Origin of the sequence: Photobacterium sp. CCB-ST2H9, assembly GCF_023151555.2 — a bacterium.
In the GTDB taxonomy this organism is placed as follows: domain Bacteria; phylum Pseudomonadota; class Gammaproteobacteria; order Enterobacterales; family Vibrionaceae; genus Photobacterium.
Map to the genome: position 1 here is coordinate 1261203 of NZ_CP100425.1, position 20156 is coordinate 1281358.

General features: G+C 51.6%; 18 protein-coding genes. 14 read left to right on the forward strand and 4 right to left on the reverse strand.

From position 1 onward, the window contains the following. Positions 1-31: 31 nt before the first annotated feature. From L4174_RS06105 to L4174_RS06150, 10 genes are all read left to right on the forward strand, one after another. A complete protein-coding gene (locus L4174_RS06105) occupies positions 32-886 on the forward strand; it encodes a hypothetical protein (RefSeq protein ID WP_248139564.1) in 855 nt (284 codons plus the stop codon). A 199-nt stretch (positions 887-1085) separates the two neighbouring features. Further along, positions 1086-2102 carry an alcohol dehydrogenase AdhP gene (adhP, locus tag L4174_RS06110; protein ID WP_248139565.1) on the forward strand — a complete coding sequence of 339 codons (1017 nt, stop codon included), beginning with the start codon at positions 1086-1088 and terminating at the stop codon, positions 2100-2102. 340 nt (positions 2103-2442) lie between these two features. Then, positions 2443-4632, forward strand: coding sequence for a VWA domain-containing protein (locus L4174_RS06115; RefSeq protein WP_248139566.1), 2190 nt, complete (start codon positions 2443-2445; stop codon positions 4630-4632). 168 nt (positions 4633-4800) lie between these two features. Then, a complete protein-coding gene (gene yeiP / locus L4174_RS06120) occupies positions 4801-5373 on the forward strand; it encodes an elongation factor P-like protein YeiP (RefSeq protein WP_248139568.1) in 573 nt (190 codons plus the stop codon). Positions 5374-5524: 151 nt separating this feature from the next. Beyond that, positions 5525-6019, forward strand: coding sequence for a hypothetical protein (locus L4174_RS06125; protein WP_248139570.1), 495 nt, complete (start codon positions 5525-5527; stop codon positions 6017-6019). Between the two features lie 154 nt (positions 6020-6173). After that, positions 6174-6914, forward strand: coding sequence for a 5-oxoprolinase subunit PxpA (locus L4174_RS06130; protein WP_248139572.1), 741 nt, complete (start codon positions 6174-6176; stop codon positions 6912-6914). Further along, complete coding sequence (gene pxpB, locus L4174_RS06135) at positions 6911-7609, forward strand: 5-oxoprolinase subunit PxpB (protein WP_248139574.1); 699 nt, start codon at positions 6911-6913, stop codon at positions 7607-7609. Before L4174_RS06130 ends, pxpB begins: the two co-directional genes overlap by 4 nt. Continuing rightward, on the forward strand, positions 7591-8517 hold the full coding sequence (locus L4174_RS06140; protein ID WP_248139575.1) for a biotin-dependent carboxyltransferase family protein: 927 nt from the start codon (positions 7591-7593) through the stop codon (positions 8515-8517). Before pxpB ends, L4174_RS06140 begins: the two co-directional genes overlap by 19 nt. A 28-nt stretch (positions 8518-8545) precedes the next feature. Further along, complete coding sequence (locus L4174_RS06145; RefSeq protein WP_248139577.1) at positions 8546-9106, forward strand: gamma-glutamylcyclotransferase family protein; 561 nt, start codon at positions 8546-8548, stop codon at positions 9104-9106. After that, entirely contained in the window at positions 9099-9350 is a 252-nt protein-coding gene (locus L4174_RS06150) for a hypothetical protein (RefSeq protein WP_248139579.1), read from the forward strand. The genes L4174_RS06145 and L4174_RS06150 overlap by 8 nt, the downstream gene beginning before the upstream one ends. 3 nt (positions 9351-9353) lie before the next feature. On the opposite strand, the gene L4174_RS06155 is transcribed toward L4174_RS06150, so the two are convergent. Continuing rightward, a complete protein-coding gene (locus tag L4174_RS06155) occupies positions 9354-10136 on the reverse strand; it encodes a DUF3108 domain-containing protein (RefSeq protein ID WP_248139581.1) in 783 nt (260 codons plus the stop codon). Between the two features lie 453 nt (positions 10137-10589). Between L4174_RS06155 and L4174_RS06160 the strand changes: the two genes are divergently transcribed. Together L4174_RS06160 and L4174_RS06165 are read left to right on the forward strand one after the other, a co-directional pair. Beyond that, complete coding sequence (locus L4174_RS06160; RefSeq protein WP_248139582.1) at positions 10590-10808, forward strand: hypothetical protein; 219 nt, start codon at positions 10590-10592, stop codon at positions 10806-10808. 295 nt (positions 10809-11103) lie between these two features. Next, positions 11104-11577 carry a DUF2947 domain-containing protein gene (locus L4174_RS06165; protein ID WP_248139583.1) on the forward strand — a complete coding sequence of 158 codons (474 nt, stop codon included), beginning with the start codon at positions 11104-11106 and terminating at the stop codon, positions 11575-11577. 17 nt (positions 11578-11594) lie between these two features. Here L4174_RS06165 and L4174_RS06170 read toward each other — a convergent pair whose 3' ends face one another. Then, complete coding sequence (locus L4174_RS06170) at positions 11595-12437, reverse strand: pirin family protein (protein WP_248139585.1); 843 nt, start codon at positions 12435-12437, stop codon at positions 11595-11597. A gap of 121 nt (positions 12438-12558) precedes the next feature. Next, a complete protein-coding gene (locus L4174_RS06175) occupies positions 12559-14223 on the reverse strand; it encodes a VRR-NUC domain-containing protein (protein WP_248139587.1) in 1665 nt (554 codons plus the stop codon). Positions 14224-14408: 185 nt separating this feature from the next. On the opposite strand from L4174_RS06175, the gene L4174_RS06180 reads away from it, so the two are divergent. Beyond that, complete coding sequence (locus L4174_RS06180; RefSeq protein ID WP_248139589.1) at positions 14409-15935, forward strand: phosphatase PAP2 family protein; 1527 nt, start codon at positions 14409-14411, stop codon at positions 15933-15935. A gap of 171 nt (positions 15936-16106) precedes the next feature. Beyond that, positions 16107-19166, forward strand: a complete 3060-nt coding sequence (locus L4174_RS06185) for an FAD-binding and (Fe-S)-binding domain-containing protein (RefSeq protein ID WP_248139591.1) — start codon at positions 16107-16109, stop codon at positions 19164-19166. Positions 19167-19222: 56 nt separating this feature from the next. Here the strand turns inward: L4174_RS06185 and L4174_RS06190 are convergent, their stop codons facing one another. Next, entirely contained in the window at positions 19223-20053 is an 831-nt protein-coding gene (locus L4174_RS06190; protein ID WP_248139593.1) for a UDP-2,3-diacylglucosamine diphosphatase, read from the reverse strand. Positions 20054-20156 lie beyond the last annotated feature (103 nt).

Here is a 20156-nt window from a genome sequence, read left to right on the forward strand (position 1 = left end):
ATTTTTGTTCATATATAAATGAGTGGTGACAATGAATATCAGAGCAGTCTGTTTCTTGCTGATGACGGGGTGGATGGCTTTTCCTGCGAATGCGCAGCAAGAGATTACCCTGGAGTTTTCTTACATGGAGAACACTGTATTTACGATACAGGATGAACTGAAATCACAGATGTATATGAACTATCAGGGAAATAATGGGCAGATGCCGCCGCAGCTGGTCGGAAAAATGCCGAGCATTGCGGATAGCAGAGTGGAGAAGCTTCAGAAATTCACGACCGGAAAAGTCGCCGAAGATGGTTCATATCCGGTGGAAATGGCGATCCTGAAAAACCGGCAGTTCGTTTCGATGAATCAGGCTGAGATGAAGGAAGTGCCGCAAAATGAAAACTCCATGGAAGGCGTGATCTTCTCTGGTCGCCGGACCAAAGATGGCAAATTCATCTATGAAGGTACACGAGGGAAGCCAATCAGTGCAGAGCAGAAGGAAATCATCAAAACTGTATTTTCTCAGCTCGGTTCATTGAATGAACTGAACGGGAAGAAAATGAAAGTGGGTGATACGGTTTCAATGGACGTACCCACCGCTTTACCCTTCGGTCAGGGGCGCAATGCAACCATGAATACTAAAACGTTGTTTACTTTAAACAGAATCGAAGAAGATCTGGCCTTTTTTGATGTCCGTTACCAGATAGAGGTCAGCACCGATGCGGGCAAAGGACTATCGGCGAGTGGCGGTGGCGATGGGTCCATCATTTATCACACCAAATTACATTACATGTCGAAAATGGATACCCGGATGGTGATGGAGATGTTTATTTCGATGGGTGAAGGAAGGATGGCAATCAAGTCGACAACGGAAAACCATACGGTCACCACACTGAACTAACCCTCAGCTTCCGATGATCACGGTCGTGGCTCATCAAAACTGATATTGGTGAACGCTGGTGCATGTGCCAGTGTTCACAAATCCTCAATTCAGACGACGACCGATCATACTCAATCTGGTGAATATTGATCCAGATCTAGGCCCGCCCGAAGTCTTTCCTCAACAATGGCTTTTCAATAACGTATAAGGAGCCGGATAGATGAAAGCTGCTGTTGTGAATGAATACAAAGGGAAACTGGTCATTAAGGACATCCCTGTCCCCGCTGTGAAACCCCGCGACGTGCTGGTGAAAATTCATGCTTGTGGTGTGTGCCATACCGATCTGCATGCCTGTCACGGTGACTGGCCGGTGAAACCGAAAATGCCGCTGGTTCCGGGACATGAAGGGGTGGGCGAAATTGTTCAGGTGGGCAGTGAGATCCATCATCTCAAGATTGGCGATCGTGTCGGTGTGCCCTGGTTGTATTCGGCTTGCGGCCATTGTGAATACTGTTTGTCCGGACGGGAAACCCTGTGTCTGGATCAGCATAATGCCGGTTACTCCGTGGATGGCGGTTACGCAGAATACTGTCTGGCGCACGGTGAGTATGTGGTGAAGATCCCCGAAGGTCTGTCTTATGTCGATGCGGCACCCTTGTTCTGCGCTGGTGTCACTACCTATAAAGCACTGAAAGTGGCCGAGGTAAAACCGGGTCAGTGGGTGGCTGTGATTGGTGTAGGCGGGCTGGGGCACCTGGCCGTGCAATATGCCAAAGCCATGGGAATGAACGTGATTGCAGTAGATACCGGTGCGGAGAAAATGGCGCTGGCAAAAGAGCTGGGTGCAGAACATTGCATCGATTTCATGAAAGAAAAACCATCGGAAGCGATTCATCGTCTGGTGGGCGGCGTGCATGGTGTGGTCTGTACCGCGGTTTCCAAACCAGCGTTCGAAGAGGCGTACCGTTCTGTCCGTCGTGGCGGCAGCTGCGTACTGGTTGGCTTGCCGCCGGATGAAATGCCGATTCCGATTTTTGATACCGTGCTGAACGGCATTAAAGTGATTGGTTCGATTGTCGGTACCCGGCAAGATTTGCAGGAATGCCTGCAATTTGCCGCTGAAGGCAAAGTGAGAGCCATTACGGAAGTCAAAGCGCTGGAAGATATCAACGATATTTTCGATGACATGATGAAAGGTGAAATCACAGGCCGGATTGTGATGAATCTGGAATCCTGAATCCGTCGTTTCTGATTGCGTATATCCCCCTCAGGTGAAAGCCGAGGGGGATTTTTTTTTGCCCGCAGCTAAAAATGTCCTGCCAATATCGTGTCAATAATACCGATTACATCAAATTAAATTGGTGAAATTATGAATTTCACCGTCTGAAAATCCGTTCTATGTTCCATTTCTTACATGGATTGACCACACTCCGTTGCATAGTTGCACTTATGAGCTTTGTGCAGCTGATAACTCATTCCGAATCGATGTACGTCTGACGTGCTCCTGAATGATCAGGAGCAGACGGTGATTTGTTCAGAAAAAATAACCGTTCAATGTCAAAGTGTTAGGTGAAGAAATGAAAAGGAAAATTCAAGTCGCAATGCTGGCTGTGATGGCCGGCACGTTAACGGCCTGCTGGGATGATGACAACGATGATCCGTCCGGCACCGCAAAAACAGCACTGATCCGAACAGAGGTGCTGGCTGTGAATAACGAACATTGCGCATCAGGCGGATTACGTATTATCGCGGGGTATGATGACAATCAAAATGCTCAGCTGGATGAAGCAGAATATGTGTCTTCCAAATATATTTGCAATAACGGTCAGCAGCGTTCGGATGGTGAAGGCAGCGCTATTTTTGATCAGGCGCTGGTGGGGGTTGCCTTTATTGCCAAAGACGATGTGAACTGTCCGGCAGGCGGGCAGAAAATATTCATGGGTGTCGACACAAATGCCAACAGTGTGCTGGACAGCGATGAAGTGACTGACACCCAGATCCTCTGCAGTGATGGTTCGCTCAATGCACCAGAATCTGTCATCAACGCTCTGACAGCCTCCCCTTCGACGATTCTGGCTAACGGCAGTTCAGTCCTGGAAGCCACGATCACCAATCCGTCAGAGATCGATGCGATTGTCTGGAAAGATGAAGCGGGCAAAGTATTGCAGCCAAGAAGCCAGAACGAGCAGAATATTCTCGACCTGCAGGCCGGGAGTGAGCTGGGGCAATATACCTATCGCGTGTCCATCGAGAAAAAGGACACTTCCGGCAAACTGGTGCTGCAGACAAAATCGGTGACGATTACGGTCAGTCAGGCACCTTCCGCAACACAGACGGTGTCACTGGATACCCGTCAGGTATTCCTGCCGGATGACTTTACGATGTCTTCTGTGACCGGGGATATCACGGGGACTGTGATTTACGGCAATCCGCAACCGGCCCCGGCGAATGCATTGCTGAGGCTGGCTGCAATTCCGACGCCGGAGAATACTGAGCTGGTAGGCTTTGTGGCTGAACGTGGCGCGCTGAATCAGGGAACAACGGCCGAGCAGATTCTGCAATCAATGGTGAATGCGGTCAGTAATAATCTGCCGTCAGCCGGGGATCATATCGATCAGTATTCTCAGACCATTCTGGATGGCGGGGATGTCTCGGCGAGCTACAATATCACGCTGACCAGCAGTATGCTGCCCACGAACCTGCTGCAAATTATGCTTCAGCAAATGGCAGTGAATCAGATTGGCGGTTCGACTGACGCGTTAACTCCCGCTTCCACCGAAGTGGCAGTCACTGATTTTCAGTTTGATATTGTCGTGAGTTACTCGCAGGCTGCGGACAGTCTGATCATCACGGCGACACTGGTTGGTAAAAATAATGCTGGCCGTTACGCCGATGTCATCAGTGCCACGACCTCCGAAAATATCAGTGCCGCGCTGGGCAGTACGCTGGAGTTACAGGCGGACTGGTTCCGGGCTGTGGAGCAGACAACCTCAAAAGCTGATTTTCTGTTCGTGATTGATAACTCAGGCAGTATGTCGGATGAACAGAATAAGCTGAGCAGCATGACGCAGAGTTTTATCAATACGATTGGCGCTTCAGGGATTGATTTCAAAGTGGGTACCATTACTACAGACTCAGATGTGCTCAGAGGAACCGGATTTACCAGCGATGTGAACCAGATTGAGACGGATTTCATTCCGGGTATTTATGGCAGCGGAAATGAGCGGGGTATTTACTTCTCTGAGAAGGCATTGGATCCGGTTCAGGGGACAGTCACGCTGGCGGGTTATCCGCGCGTCGGGGCGTCGTTGTCGGTGGTGATTGTCAGTGATGAACCCAGTCACTACGGGAGTACACCACAACCGTTTGATCCCAGCCAGAACCTGTTTGTGGATAACGGCTACCGTGTGTATGCCATTGTTAAACCCGGAGATGCAAGTCTCAGTCAGTATGATGATTTAGCGGTTTCCACTTTGGGGAAAGTGCTGAATATCGATCAGATCTCTGAATATGACAGCTTTATGAGCACAGTCGCCAACAATGCCGGGGCAACCAGTGCGGGCTACAAATTGTCACTGGCTGCGACCCATCAGATCCTGTCGTCATCTCTGGCGGTGAAAGTAGACGGTGTTGATGTCCCGAGAAGTACATCTGACGGTTGGCAGTATTATCCGTTATCAGAATCGGTTGTGTTTACTGGGACCGCGATTCCGCCGGTCGGCGCTCAAATTTATATCGCTTATCAGTACATAAAAACAACACCCTGACTGTCGTATTTTCAGCTGGTTTCACCTGCTGAAGCCAGCTGAAATGTGATGGGTTTGCATCAGGCCGCATGAAGTGACCGGAAAGGTCACTTTTTTCCTGTTGCCTACTTGTCTTCATGCCGTTTCGTGCTATTTTCTCGCGACCAACGACTAATTGGAGTTATGACAATGCCAAAGGCGAGTGAGATTAAAAAGTCTGCAGCCATTGAACACGAAGGTAAGGTTTACTTTGTTAAGGAAATTAGCAAGTTAACCCCAAGCGGCCGCGCCGGAAGCAGCCTGTACCGTATGCGTATGTATGATGTTGCGACGAACGCGAAAGCGGATGTGAGCTTCAAGGCCGATGACATCATCACGCTGGCAGATTTCAGCCGCCATCCGGCGTCTTTCTCTTACATTGACGGCGAAGAGTACATCTTCATGGACAATGAAGATTACACGCCGTATCACTTCAATAAAGAGATGATTGAAGAAGAATGTCTGTTTATCACGGAAGATATTCAGGGTCTGCACGTACTGGTTGTGAATGGTGCACCTGTTGCGCTGGAACTGCCTTCTACTGTTGATCTGGATATCGTGGAAACTGATCCGTCTATCAAAGGTGCTTCTGCAAGTGCGCGTACCAAGCCTGCCGTGCTGAGCACAGGTCTGACAGTTCAGGTGCCTGAGTACATTGCCAATGGCGATCGAATCCGTGTGAACACACTGGAACACAAATACATGAACCGTGTAGAGAAGTAATGTTTTTTGCATGAACAGCTTTCTGCATGTTTGATTCGACGGCTGCTCACTGAGCGGCCGTTTTTTTACCCGGGGGTTCATCAGGAAGGCAATGTTAAGCGACCTAACTTTGCTTACACTGTGAATACCTGCTCAACAGTAAGGTCGGCTCATGAAAAGGATGCTACCAGGCCTGATCACACTCTTTTTGCTTCAGGGATGTGCAGGATATGTGGGAGGTGATCTCGAAGACGTTGTTGTGGATCGCTATGTGGACTACTGCGGTGATACACCGTCCGTTTACCAGATGAAAGTATCTACCGATGCCGGTAATGATTACGGCGATGATAATATTGCCGGGACGATTTCTATGTATACCCTGGGTTTACTCCCGACGTACTGGCTTTCTCATGTCGAGAGCAAAGTAACGATCGAGCATCAGGGAAAAACGCTCTACAGCCGGGAAGATACCAGCCGGATTCATAAATTCTACGGCATTTTGTGGATGCTCTTCCTGCCTGAAAGTATCAATTCCCTTCGCGCTGATGAAGGTGCCGGTATACGGGTCATCGAAGGGATCCGGGAAAGAGCTGTGGCCAAAACCCTTCAGGAACTCCCCGACACAGTGGACGCCGGTCAGCTTTGCGTGACGTACCTCAATGATTAGACTCAAATATCTCATTCCAGCGGCAAGGAAGATCCGGATAAGCTGACGGTATTGTCATTGCGAAACGGCATTGCTTGTGACTTCGGGTGAATGTTTGGCAAACTCGTTATAATTGAATCAGGTAGGATGATTTCAGCGAGCGCTAAGGATTTGCATGAAACTGAATTGTGATATGGGTGAAAGCTTCGGTTGCTGGCAAATGGGGAATGACGCAGCGGTCATGCCCTGGATTGATATGGCCAACATTGCCTGCGGCTTTCATGCCTCAGACCCTGACATTATGTCGGAAACGGTCGCCTGTGCCGTCGCGCATCAGGTGATGATCGGTGCGCATCCGGGTTATGACGATAAACCCGGTTTTGGACGGCGCAGCATTCCTCACAGCCCTGTCGAAATTCGCCATCTGGTGGCGTATCAGACCGGTGCGCTGGAGGCAATCTGTCAGCTGCACGGCGGACATGTGGCTTATGTGAAGCCACATGGTGCGCTTTACCATGACATGATGGGGAATCCGGCAGTGCTGGAAGCGATTCTGACAGCCACGGCTGCAATGAACCGCCAGCGAGCAACTCCCCTGAGCCTGATGGTGCTGGCACAGCGTGATAACCGTGCGATTGAGGCGATCGCACAGCAATATCAGGTCAGTTTGCTGTTCGAAGCCTTTGCTGATCGTGCCTACGATGAACAGGGGAAACTGGTCGCCAGAAGCCAGCCCGGTGCGGTACATCATGATAACAACAGAATCAGGCAGCAGGCACTGGAGCTGGCGTCCGGACACGTCACAACGCTGAATGGCCGGATATTATCATTACGGGCGGATACCTTATGTGTGCATGGTGACAATCCTGAATCGATTGCCACGATCGCCGATATCAGAAAGGCGATGACGGTATGATTCGATTCGATTCTGTTTCTGAAACCTGCCTGATGGTCATGCTGGCCGATGAGATTGATCTCGACCTGACACCTTTAATCGCCCGGCTTGCCAGTCAGATAGATGCTGACTTTACGAATCAGCTGATTGACATCGTGCCTGCTTATACTTCCATTCTGATTCATTTTCATCCGGATAAAGTCACGGAGCGCCTGCTCAGAGAGCGGGTTCAGCTGTGTTATGAGCGCTGGCAGGGGAAGTCCCGGCACACGGGCGGCAAACTCATCGAATTACCCGTTTATTATCATCCTGAAGTCGGCCCGGACCTGGTTTCACTGGCGGAGGTCAAAGGCTTGAGTATCGACGAGGTGATTGCGCTGCACAGCGGGCAGATTTATACCGTCTGTGCCATTGGTTTTGCGCCGGGTTTTGCATTTTTAGCCAGCGTGGATGAAGCCATTGCGATGCCGCGTCACGCAGAGCCCCGGCTCAGTGTCGCGCCCGGCAGTGTCGGGATCGCGAATCAGCAAACAGCCGTGTATCCGTCGCAGTCTCCCGGCGGCTGGCAAATTATCGGGAATTGTCCGAAATCCCTGTTTAACCCGCAACAGGAGCCAATGACACCATTTCAGGTCGGGGATCAGGTGCGTTTTCAACCCGTTGACCGAACTGCTTTTCAGTCTCTCGGAGGGGAAATATGGCCACACTGGAAGTAATGCGTTCCGGGGCACACACTCTGGTACAGGATACCGGCAGGCTGGGTGTTGCCCGGCAGGGCTTAAGCCAGGGCGGCGCAGCAGATCTGCATGCTTATTGCTGGGCCAATTATCTGCTGGGGAACCCGATGGACTGTGCTCAGCTGGAAATTACGGTAGGGCAGGCCAGTTTCAAGGCGCATGCGGATATTGAATGTGCCCTGACCGGTGCAGAAATGCAGGCCAGCCTGGATGGTGAATCGGTCGGCACTTGGGCGACTTTCGTCATGCGTAAGGGGCAAACCCTCCAGCTGGGCTATGCCCGTAGCGGTTTGCGTGCCTACCTGGCGATTCAGGGCGGCATTGATGTTCCCCGTGTCCTCGGCAGCCGCGCCACTGTGGTTCGCAATGAAATCGGGGGTGTTGAAGGCAGAGCGTTGAGACAGGGAGATCACCTGCCTATTCGTCCAAGTCAGATTCGCCATCATCCCCGATATGTGCCGCCCCGTTTTATTCCTGACTATGACAGTCCGGCTGAACTGCATTTGATGGTTTCGTCGCAGTGGGATTTATTTCCGCCCGATGCCCGCAATCAGTTCTTTGATAATCACTACCATGTCCTGCCGGAAAGTGACCGCATGGGCTGCCGGCTGGAAGGCAACGCGATTCTGGGAGGGCCTGCGGGAATTGTGTCTGAAGGCATCGCACTGGGCGCAGTACAGATTCCGCCGAACGGGCAGCCAATTGTTCTGCTGAATGACCGGCAGACTTTAGGCGGGTACCCCAAACTGGGATGCGTGGCCCGTATTGATTTGCCCAGACTGGCACAGGCCCGGCCGGGAAAAGACATCCGATTTATTCGCGGCGATTTGGTATCATTGCGCAAAGCATGGCAACGTTTCTCACATTTTTTCGGGTTGCCATATTAGGGGTTGTGTACCTTTCCTGGAGGATTCGATGTACATCTTTGGCTACGGCAGTTTAATTAATCGCGCATCCCGCCAGCGGACTGGCCAGACGGGTCAGGCTGTTCCCGCTGTTGTGGAAGGTTTAGAACGCCATTGGGGCAAAGTTGACAGGACCTACAGCATTTCGCCGCTGGTGGCGATGCCCGGGGAAGGACGCTGTAACGGCGTGCTGGTGAAAGTCGAAGAAGATGCTCTGATGCATTTTGACCACAGGGAAAGGGGATACACTCGTATGGAGGTTGATCCGGCCCATATCACACAGCACGAGATTCTGAAATTTGATGCGTCGGTCTGGGTCTATGTGAAAACAAATCCGGCTCCGCCGTGTCAGCTCAACCCGATCATGCAAACATATGTCGATACGGTTCTGGCAGGGTGTTTGTCTATTTCTGATGCTTTTGCCCGAACCTTCATTGATACCACTTCCGGCTGGCATCACCCGTTGGAAAACGATCGCAATGCGCCGAAGTACGGCAATCTGGCCGGAGTTGAAGCGGCGCATCTTCCGGTGATTGACCGTCTGATCCACCCGGTGCGGACACATGGCTAAACCCAATAAAAAGGGGCCGGAGAAAACAGTCGAAATCTTTTGCAGCCAGTGCAGGACTTTACTGTTGAAGTACCGCAAAGGCGGAAAGGGGGCCCTGGTTAAGTGTTTCAAGGAACGCATCGTCAAAGATTATACGCGCGTCCCTTGTCATTGCCCGGGCTGTGAGCAGCCTTTTGCCAGAGATACCCTGATTCGGGGGACTCCGGCATTGAAAGTCATTGGCGGAAAAGCGTTTCAGAAATAAACATCAGGGCTCCATGGCACCTGATTGCGCAGTTATCTCACTGAGATTGCTTGTGAAATAGGTTTGAGGACAGTGCTCACGCTTGTTTCTCAGGACGGCTTTCAGATCCAGGATTTTGCGTTTATATGTTCCCCGGACCAGCTGGTAATCCAGTTCAGGTGAGAACCAGAGATTAACGACTCGGTCGGGCTTTTTGATTTGTTCGACCCGAATCGCCTTCACTTTACCGTAGTTCGTATTCAGTGTTTCCTCTCCGGCGACTCGGAAGTAGTAATGGCTGACGTCATCCGATTCCTGCATTTTGAAGTCAAAGGTTTTCTTTCCCTGAATCAGGTTCAGCCGCATCTGGCTGGCAACCGCTTCCACATCCAGCAACGGCAGATCACTGCTGTTGAAACTCATTTTCTCACCATCATTGACGATGTCTGAACGAGTCCCGTCCTGATTAAACTGACCGCGTGTGGTGCCATCCAGCAGACCCGTAATGGTGCGATTGAAAGACTGCGTAATGAAGGAATTTTTTAAGTCGGACCAGACTAATCGCGTTTGCTGTTCAAAATTTGTTTTCATCACCAAAGCCGACAATTTACTGCGGGAGCGGATTTCGACCTGCTGATTGTTTTCCCAGCTGAGCTTACGCTCAAAAAAGCCGATTTTATGGCTGCCGTAATAAAGATCGTAGGTGAGCGTTTTGACACATTGGTGCCATTCCACGGGTGGAGATGCCATGGCAGCGGATGACGCCATGCTGAACGTCAGGAAAGCAGACAAAATCAAACGACTCACAAAACCTCCCCAGAGTCTGGTTGCAACCATACAACAGGCCACCTAATTAACTTAGCAGATCGAACGATTGTTGTTATCCATTGCTGAGACAATCTGCACGCCGGTTGAGTTCCGGCTGAGTACAATGTCAGTCAGGAAAAAGCCCAGATACCTGCTCTCTATTGTCTGACAATACATGGCGACAGCATATCCATTGTATGAAGTTTTTATGTCAGTACGAGGTCATGAAATTCAGTCACTTAAATGAAGTCCCACGCGATAGGCTGCCACCTTCAGAGCAGCAGAAAACGCTAATTGACTGAAAAGTGGTTTGTTCTGTTTTTCGGCCTTAGCAAATCAATGTGACAATGAGATGTCGAAAATTTGACGCTTTTGAGGTCCGAACCTATGTTTTATGAGCCCTTGCGGCATGTACCTGAAGCAAAGTGAACGAAAAGAGCGTGGGAGGACAGGATGAAGAAGGCAAACGGTGCCTATCGGCTGCAAATTATTAAGGAGGTTGCGACCAGAAAACGGCTTGAAGGCAGCGATGATCCTATGGCAAATCATATTTATCAGTTATTGGAATCCAGAGCACATGTGACTGACAATGGTGATAACCACTTATTCAGTGGCAATCATTTTGATGAGCAGGCGGGTGGCTGGGTCAGCAATTTCTGGAATGCGAAGTAAGACCAAAACTCCAAAGCAGATCAGTTTTACAAAGCATCCGGTGATGGTGCTAGGAAAAATTAAATCTTATGCCGCCCCGGTGTGCTGTGAATACATTGATCCCAGACTGAATCCGGTCGGTCGCATCAAATAAGTGAGAATGACGTGTCGGGGTCAGTCCTGCCGGGGCTGCCCCTTGTCGTGCAGTGAAACGCAGTCCTTTACATGGATTTCCCCTGACAAAATTCGCCCCTTTCTGGTAACACGTCGTTATCTGCGGTACATTTCCCGGTCTCATTGTTTTCCGAATTTGATCATGCACTATATCGATATCAACGCTTATTCCCGCAAGTGGATTTTCACGCACGCATCTATGCCTGTCCCGGCTGATGATCTGGCTCAAATCAAACCGTTGACTCAGGCGCGTTCAGCGACGTTGTGGCGAGAGCATATCAGTGCGCAAAGCCCGGATGCCGATCATTTCGGAAGCGGTGACTGGCCGAATCAGGATAAAAACTGGATTGAAAAGACAGACTGGCAAACGGCATGGGACGGCGATGATCCAGCCCTGCCGGAAGCGCTGGCCGAGTTCCTGACCTGGGAAGACAATACGCCTGTATATTTCTGTTATGAGAAATATAATCTGATTGAAACGACCTGGGCTGTATTTCAGCGACACTGGAAGAACTTTCTGTTCTTTGATGATGGCCCGTTGCTGATCGCCAAAAAGAAAACACAGGCCGTCTGGTTTCAGTCCGACGGAACCTGCCGGTTTGGCCACCGCGAGTAAATCATCAGAGCGCCGGGTCAGGTCGGCTGATGCACGGCCTGACTTTCCATCAATGCGCTGATGGTGTCATTTCCCTGGTGCAGGTTCTCTTCATTGGAATGGACTGAACCGCCGGAGCAAAGCAGCGGCTGATCGAGCGGCTGGCCCAGCACCAGAAACAGCCTTGCCCCTTTCCGGCTGGTTTTGATGTGGATGGGCAGGGCAGAAGGATTCAGGATGCCCATCTGTTGCGGATACAGCTGATTGGCACCGATATAGACAGAACCTGAGCGCAGATACACAAACCCGGATACCTGCTGTTCATCGGGTTCCCAGTACCAGCCGCCATACGGGGCAATCATAATATCCAGATAGGTGACGGGAATGCTGGATGTCAGCGGACTGGTGGCGTCTTTATATTGTCCGATTAAGACTTTCGTCGTTGCGTCCATCTCTTCAACCAGCGGCAGGCTGTCAGTACTGGTGTACTGACTGGCGGCTTCCGCCATTTCCTGCTCCCCTGCCGGGAGTGCCGTCCAGAGCGCAAAGGATTCGGCACGTCCGCCCAGCGGCTGCATGGTGTCTTTGTGGATCACGCCCCGCCCAGTGGTCATTACCTGGATATCACCGGTTCGCATGGTTACGGAGCAACCACAGGAGTCTGTATGGTGTAGGGTGCCAGTGACAGGGTAACTGAAGGCTTCTATACCGGAATGACCGTGGAAATCGAGCCCGGTTTCTTCTTTGATGCCGTTGGCATCAAAATGATCCCAGAGGACAAATGGATTCAGTTCAGTCAGATTATCGTGATAAATGTAGGCTGTCATGGGGCCGGATTTCCGACCGTAGCGGATTTTATTGATCGTTCTTGTCGCTTTCATGATCGCACCACTGAAATCTGTACTGCTGGTGAATAGAGCTTAGTTCATACAAGCTTTAAACGACTATTCGAACACCATTGTTTTCTAAAATTGACGGCAATTTTACCTTCCTTGAGTCAGTTCACATTTGCCAGAGAACATGGTTAATCCTGGCGTCCAGATCCAGTTGCTGAAAAAGGCGCAACCAGCGTTTCTGATTTGGCTGGAGTGTGTCTCCCGGACCTTTCACTTCCACCCACTTGATGTGTCCGTTTTTGAACATCACCAGATCCGGTTGGCCACTGCGATTGTGCCGCGGGTCGAACAGCAGACGGGACAAAATTGCGTGAAGCTGCGCTCCGTTTAAACAATCCACCGTCTGAGTGATCAGGTCCGGGGACAGCAGCGACCAGTTAACCCAGTCATTACTGATGCCGGTTTTCTGTTCAAAGACGTTCAGCCAGTCGTGCCAGCGGTCTGAGCGGATAGCTTCCAGCCGGGTTGCAAGTTGTGACTGGCGGCGCTCACTGAATTCACTGTGGTACATATCCCGGGGAGCGCGCTGAAAAGGATTCAGAAAAGCACCCGGAACCGGCGCGAAGATAATGTCCCAGAAAGCCAGGCCAAACAGACCGCAGAGCAGGGCATTCTCTGTGTAATACACTTGCCATCCCTGTTGCCGGTAATCCTCTGCAACGGCCAGCTCAACGCGCTGGCTGGTGGCGGGCAGGGTCAGCGTTTCCTGAGAGAAGTTATCTTTGCTGATATTTTCGTATGGCAGAGCCAATGCCCGGCGCAGTTTGATGCTCAGTCGTTGTCCGACTTCCAGCTCTTCTTCATTGTGAGGCAAGCGTTCCATGGTTTCACTGATAGCCAGAGCGGTGTGGTGACGATTCAGTTTATCCAGAATGCGCACCTGTCGTTCACGGCTGGGCGGCAGAGTGCTTTGCCGGTAAAGGTACAGCGCCAGATCATCACGGCCCTGACGCTCCAGATCACGGCCAATCCGGTTGAGCAGTCGTTGCCGGCGCCTTTCCAGCGGCTGCCAGTACAGGGGGCCGGGCAGTTTCCGGGTCAATTGAACCAGTGTGTCAGTGTCTTTGTTCTCTTTCCTGTCGCAGATCTCGTCATACTGCCGGGCGATCGTTTCCAGCGACAGCCATTGCAGAATGTGATGGCGTTGCTGAAACAGCCGGGTCGTTGTGTCTGTTTTGTATTGCTCAAACTGGTGCAGCCCCAGATCAGCCAGGACAAACTGGCTCATATCCTGATGCTGATTTCCGAAAAACAGCAGCAGAAATGTGGTCAGGTGTGCCTGATGTTCAATATGAACGATGGTTTCCTGCAAAGCGGATAATGCCAGATCGGCAGACAGCAGTGCTTCGATCAGTTCGGGCTTACGAGTTTGTTTCAGCGTCTTATTTTTGTCCCATAATTCAGGGCAGGTAGCGGCATGAAAGCGGTTGAGCAGCTCGGGTTTGGTAAATAATGACAGTAATGCGGCCATTGGCCAGTCAGACCGGTTTACGGTGATGAAACCACATGCTTCCAGTGACTCAACAGCATGATGCATTGGGCTGATTTCCGGATACCGGAGTTTGCTGATACGGAAGAAGAGACCTTTCCGGGACAACAGCCGGATGTAGAGCAGCTTCGCGTTAACGGGCAAAGCAAAGTAAGTACTGACCCAGTTCCGTTCCGACTGGCTGAGTAAGTCCTGATATTGCCGGTGCACGGTATTTAACAGAATCTCAAAATTATCGCGGTAATAGTCGGTTGCAAGAACCGTCGGGGCGCTTTGGGCCATTGTGGTTTCACCGGTCATCTGGGACTGGGTATTGTCGAAATTTCATACGCGGTTGTAAAACGCCAGTACGGGATGCATTCACATGAAATTACCATAGCTTCACACACTAAGGCTTTTTTCATGGTGGCAAATATCACACATTGTTAAAATCTTTTACGGTAATTGTTATATAGCAAAGGTTTCCTGTGATCAGACAGCGTGATCCTTATCAGTATGTCCTTGTCCTCTTTGTGCTGACTTTATTTGTGTTCGGAGGATTACTGATGCCTCGTGTTGCGGGTGCGACAGAGGCAGAGGCAATGACTGAGAATATCAGCCTTCAGCCGTCCTCACTGCCCGAACAGCCGACGGATCTGGTTGGTGCCGCCTGTGTCATCCGGCACGGCAAAAAGATGATTATGGTCTCTGAGGTAATCTCGCAGAAACTGTCGATCCCCGGCGGTTATATTGATAACCGCGATCCTGCCAGCGTGACAGCCCAGCGGGAGGCCAAAGAAGAAACCGGATTAGATGTCGATGTGGTCCAATTGCTGCAGTATCGCGAAAGAGCGGCGATTTTCGCCTGTGTCACGAAACAGCCGATCCTGGTGGCTGAACGGCCTGATAATTTTCAGCGTCATGATGTGGCATCCTGGCATGCACAGCACTTCGGCTCCGAAATCAAGAAAGTTTACCTGATGTCGCCGCTGGTGCTGGCGGACGGGGAATACCGTTATTCCGGAGACCTGGAATATCTCTATCAGTGGATGCAGGCAACACCGGAAAGTGACGTCGTTTTTTTCACTGACCTCAGCGCACATGCGAACCGGTTACATCAGGCCGAACTGCCTGTGATTCAGGCATTTCAGGCGTGGGGAAAGGCGTTACCTGAGGCCGCCCGAACTATCTTGGAAAGCCTGATGTGGTTGATGAATCTGCCGGGAGAGTATTGGTTTGTCTTCTTGCTGATTGTGGCTGTCGCTTCACTTCAGGGGCCGGTTGCCATGCTGCAGCTGGTTGCGGCTGCGGTGATGGCGATCCTGCTTTCGACCTGGCTGAAAGATGTATTGCATTCGCCGAGACCTTTTTACCTGATCCCGGATCTGCAAAACGGGGAAGCTTATGGCTACGGCTTTCCGAGTGGTCACACCCTGCTGGCGACTGTCATTTGGGGAATGCTCTGGCTGAGGTTTTGCGCAACCAGGTCCTGGCATCGAGCTAAAGCCGGCCTGCTCTTTTTGGTTGTTCTGGTGCTGGGACAGGCGATGGCGCGGGTCTGGTATGGCGTTCATTTTATCAGTGATACTCTGGCAGCCATTTTGATCGGCATTTTGCTGCTCGTTGCCTGTTCCCGTCTGATCACGCCGGAGACGATTCGGGGTAAGGCCATCTGGCTGGGGATTACGGTCTTGACCGGGATTGCCGCAGGCATGACGCAACTGCCGCAGCATACCTATCTGTTTGCCGTTTCTCTTGGAGTTTTTCTCGGTCTCGACGCGCTGCCGAAACGGGCGCTGAATCTCTCGGTCACCCGTCATTTCCTTGTGGCTACCTGTCTGTTGCTGGGGGCCGGAGGGATTGCCTATGGTTCAATGAAGCTGGCGAATGCCAGCTCGGTGAGCCCGATTATTTTAAGCCTGCGTGCTGTGGGCGCTTTCCTGCTCGCGCTCTGGCTGGTTGCCGGATCATCAGTCCTGCTGAGATTGCTGGCAGAACCTGAACCGAAGCAGTAAATGGCGTCGTGTCGTGGGTCTTGGATCTGAGAGGTCCGCCGTCCCAATGCTTTGTTTCATGACCTGAGTGCGGTAAAGTGAAGGCAAACGATTATATCAATAAGGCCTGTCAGGCTAACAGATTATGGAGCCAGTGGAATTAGGCGAGCCCTAGACTGGACAAGGAGAGCAATGTTACCCGCACTGACGTACGAGAACAGCATCAACGCCGTTGTGCTGTCATATCTTGATGCGCTGGAAACCGCAGGTTTTTCCGGCGATATTGAACGCGCTTATGCCAGCCGCCTGGCGGTGGCCACCGATAACAGTATTTATCAGCAACTGCCTCAGGCGGTTGTGTTTCCGAAAAGCGTTGAGGATCTGATCCTCGTTGGTCAGGTTGGCCAGCGGACAGAATTCCGGCAGGTGAGCTTTTCTCCCCGCGGTGGCGGTACCGGAACCAACGGGCAGTCTCTGACACCGGGGATTGTGGTTGATTTGTCCCGGCACATGAACCAGATTCTGGAGATTAATCCGGAAGAAGGCTGGGTTCGGGTACAGACCGGGGTCGTGAAAGATCAGCTCAATGATGCGCTTCGCCCGCATGGTTTCTTCTTCTCGCCGGATTTGTCGACCAGTAATCGTGCGACCATTGGTGGCATGGTGAATACGGATGCTTCGGGTCAGGGATCGCTCCAGTACGGTAAAACGTCAGACCATGTGCTGGCACTGAAAGCGGTGCTGGTGGATGGTTCAGTTCTGGATACGGAACCACTGACAGAAGAGGGCGTTGCTGCGCTGTCAGAAAGGGGAGATCAGGTCGCGGAAGCCGTTGCTGTCGCCGCGCGTGTCTGTCGGGAAAAACGGCAGGAAATTCTTGATAAATTCCCGCCTCTGAACCGTTTTCTGACCGGATATGATCTGAAGCATGTATACGATGATGCACTGACCCGTTTTGACCCGGCCCGCCTGCTTTGCGGTGCGGAAGGTTCTCTCGCCTTTATTGCTGAAGCCAAACTCAATATCACCCCGATTCCGAAAGCCCGGAAGCTGGTAAACATCAAGTACGACAGCTTTGATGCAGCGTTACGCAATGCACCTGTCATGGTTGAAGCCAAAGCCCTGTCCGTTGAAACGGTGGATTCGAAGGTCCTGAATCTGGCCCGGCAGGATATCGTCTGGCATACCGTCAGTGATTTAATCACGGATGTGCCCGGCAAGGACATGCAGGGCATCAATATTGTTGAGTTCGCCGGAAATGAGCCAGAACTGATTGCAGCGCAGGTTCAGCAGTTGAGCGAGCGGCTGGACAATCTGATTGGCCAGCAGGGGATTATCGGATATCAGGTATGCGACGATCTCGACAGCATCAATAAGATTTACAACATGCGGAAAAAAGCGGTGGGGTTACTGGGAGCTGCGAAAGGCTGGCAGAAACCGATTCCGTTTGCAGAAGATACCTGTGTCCCGCCGGAAAATCTGGCTGATTTTATTGTTGAGTTCCGCCAGTTGCTGGATGAAAAGCAATTGCACTATGGGATGTTCGGTCATGTGGATGCCGGGGTGTTACATGTGCGTCCGGCCCTGGATATGTGCGACCCGCAACAAGAAAAACTGATGAAAGAGATTTCCGATCAGGTCGTTGCGCTGGTTGCAAAATATGGCGGCCTGATGTGGGGCGAGCACGGAAAAGGCTATCGCTCTGAATATGGCCCCGAGTTTTTTGGCGAAGCGCTCTTTACCGAACTGCGTCGGATTAAAGCGGCTTTTGACCCGGAAAATCGATTGAACCCGGGCAAAATCTGTACCCCGCTGGCAAGTGATGCTGAGCTGGTTAAAGTTGATGGGCCGAAACGTGGCTATTTTGACCGTCAGATCCCGGTTCAGGTGCGTGACAGCTTCAATCTGGCGATGGAATGTAACGGTAACGGTCTGTGTTTTAACTACGACACCAGCTCACCGATGTGTCCGTCGATGAAAGTGAGTGCCGATCGCCGCCACTCTCCGAAAGGCCGCGCCGGACTGGTTCGTGAGTGGCTGCGGCTGCTGGCAGCGCAAGGAGTGGATCCGGTCCGGATTGAGCAGGACCTGATGGAAAAATCACCGACGGTGAAACAAATCATCGACCGGTTCCGGAATACTTTCGGCCGTCAGCGTCACCAGTATGATTATTCCCATGAGGTGATGGAGGCCATGAATGGCTGTCTGGCCTGTAAAGCCTGCGCCAGTCAGTGCCCGATCAAGGTGGATGTTCCCAGCTTCCGGTCCCGTTTCCTCAACATTTATTACAGCCGATACCAGCGTCCGGCCAAGGATTATCTGGTGGCGTATGTAGAAAATTATCTGCCGCTGATGGCAAAAGCACCGACACTGGTGAATGCCGCGATGCGTCCGGGCTGGTCGAAGTCCCTGACGGAAAAAGTGCTGGGCTACGTGGATATGCCCGCGCTGTCGGTACCGACGCTGATGCAGGGGCTCTCTGGTCATCATGCCACCCGGTTTGATCTGCAGTGGCTGCAGGCACTGTCAGCGGAAGAGCGTCAGCAGTATGTGCTGGTGGTGCAGGATCCGTTTACCAGTTATTACGATGCCGAGGTTGTCCGTGATTTTGTCCTGCTGATTGAGAAGCTCGGTAAAAAGCCGATGCTGGTGCCTTTCAAGCCGAACGGCAAGGCACAGCATGTGAAAGGCTTCCTGCGTCAGTTTGCGAAAACGGCGCGGAATACCGCAGATTTTCTGAATCAGCTGGATGCCTTGGGGATGCCAATGGTTGGGGTTGACCCGGCGCTGGTCCTTTGTTACCGCGATGAGTACAACGAAATGCTGGGCGATCACCGCGGTGATTTCAAAGTGATGACGGCTCATGAATGGCTGACGCCGTTATTGAGTGAGCTGGAGGCGTTTGAAACGCGTGACGATCAGCCTTGGTATCTTTTTGCGCACTGTACCGAGAAAACCAAGCTGCCGAATGCCGAGAAAGAATGGGGGGTAATCTTCCGTCACTTCGGGGCTCAGATGAATACGGTGTCGGTGGGTTGTTGTGGCATGGCCGGTACCTTCGGTCATGAGAAAGACAAACTGGAGACTTCGAAAGGAGTGTTCGGGTTGAGCTGGCAACCGAATCTGGCTCAGTTGGACGGTGAACGCTGCATGGCGACCGGTTATTCGTGCCGCAGTCAGGTCAAACGATTTGAGCAGATTAAAATGAAGCACCCGGTTCAGGTGCTGCTCAAGCTGGTCAGTGCAGCTTAAGCAATTGTGAAACCGGTGAACAGACGGCGGACAGCTTGGGCTTCCGCCGTTTTCTTTTAAGCGACTTTGTCTTCCTGTTTTTCTTCCATCATGATCAGCGGTTTATTGCGTCTGACTCTGAATTTATCGGAACTGTCCAGCAGTTCGGCATGCTCTGTCCAGCGAATCAGTTCGATGACCCCATCATAGTGCTCGGCCAGAAAGGTACAGTTTTCAATCCAGTCTCCGTCGTTGAGGTACAGGATGTCATTTTCATCTTTCATTTCAGGATGATGGATATGGCCGCAGACAATGGCATCGACCCCTTTATGCCGGGCCATCGTCACCGCGGCATGCCGGAAACGGGCAATTGCTATATTGGCTTTTTCGACTCGGGCCTTGATGTAGCTGGCCAGTGACCAGTAAGGCTGTTTGGTGATCCGGCGGTAGGCATTGATCCAGCGGTTCAGGAAAAGCAGCAGATCGTAGCCGACGTCGCCCAGTAATGAAGTGAGTTTGTTGTGGCAAACCATGCTGTCGAATTCATCGCCATGCAGGGCCAGAATCTGTTTTCCGTTGGCGCTGGTGTGCAGGTAGCGGTGGGCCAGCTCTACGTTTCCCAGATTAAATTGAATAAATTTCCGGATGGCTTCGTCATGATTGCCGGGGATGTAGATAATCCGGCAACCCTGCTCAGCCTGTTCCAGCAGCAGCCGGACAACCCGGGTGTGGCTTTCCGGCCAGTGATAGCGGGATTTGAGTGACCAAAGGTCTACGATGTCGCCAACCAGAATCAAGGTGTCGGCCCGGTGTTGTGTCAGAAAGTCCAGCAGATAGTCGACCTTACAATCCCGGTTTCCTAAATGAATGTCTGACAGCCAAAGTGTACGATAGGTGTGTTTTCCCATAGTCGGCAGACCTGTTTATCAGAATCCGGTTCAGCGTAATTTTTTACTGTGACGAAGCGGTGTCGTTCCGGTGACGGGTTCATTGCAATCAATTCGTTGGAAT

Coding starts and splice junctions, on each gene's coding strand:
- L4174_RS06105 (WP_248139564.1), top strand. CDS start 32: ATGAATATCAGAGCAGTCTGTTTCTTGCTGATGACGGGGTGGATGGCT.
- adhP (WP_248139565.1), top strand. CDS start 1,086: ATGAAAGCTGCTGTTGTGAATGAATACAAAGGGAAACTGGTCATTAAG.
- L4174_RS06115 (WP_248139566.1), top strand. CDS start 2,443: ATGAAAAGGAAAATTCAAGTCGCAATGCTGGCTGTGATGGCCGGCACG.
- yeiP (WP_248139568.1), top strand. CDS start 4,801: ATGCCAAAGGCGAGTGAGATTAAAAAGTCTGCAGCCATTGAACACGAA.
- L4174_RS06125 (WP_248139570.1), top strand. CDS start 5,525: ATGAAAAGGATGCTACCAGGCCTGATCACACTCTTTTTGCTTCAGGGA.
- L4174_RS06130 (WP_248139572.1), top strand. CDS start 6,174: ATGAAACTGAATTGTGATATGGGTGAAAGCTTCGGTTGCTGGCAAATG.
- pxpB (WP_248139574.1), top strand. CDS start 6,911: ATGATTCGATTCGATTCTGTTTCTGAAACCTGCCTGATGGTCATGCTG.
- L4174_RS06140 (WP_248139575.1), top strand. CDS start 7,591: ATGGCCACACTGGAAGTAATGCGTTCCGGGGCACACACTCTGGTACAG.
- L4174_RS06145 (WP_248139577.1), top strand. CDS start 8,546: ATGTACATCTTTGGCTACGGCAGTTTAATTAATCGCGCATCCCGCCAG.
- L4174_RS06150 (WP_248139579.1), top strand. CDS start 9,099: ATGGCTAAACCCAATAAAAAGGGGCCGGAGAAAACAGTCGAAATCTTT.
- L4174_RS06160 (WP_248139582.1), top strand. CDS start 10,590: ATGAAGAAGGCAAACGGTGCCTATCGGCTGCAAATTATTAAGGAGGTT.
- L4174_RS06165 (WP_248139583.1), top strand. CDS start 11,104: ATGCACTATATCGATATCAACGCTTATTCCCGCAAGTGGATTTTCACG.
- L4174_RS06170 (WP_248139585.1), bottom strand. CDS start 12,437: ATGAAAGCGACAAGAACGATCAATAAAATCCGCTACGGTCGGAAATCC.
- L4174_RS06175 (WP_248139587.1), bottom strand. CDS start 14,223: ATGGCCCAAAGCGCCCCGACGGTTCTTGCAACCGACTATTACCGCGAT.
- L4174_RS06185 (WP_248139591.1), top strand. CDS start 16,107: ATGTTACCCGCACTGACGTACGAGAACAGCATCAACGCCGTTGTGCTG.
- L4174_RS06190 (WP_248139593.1), bottom strand. CDS start 20,053: ATGGGAAAACACACCTATCGTACACTTTGGCTGTCAGACATTCATTTA.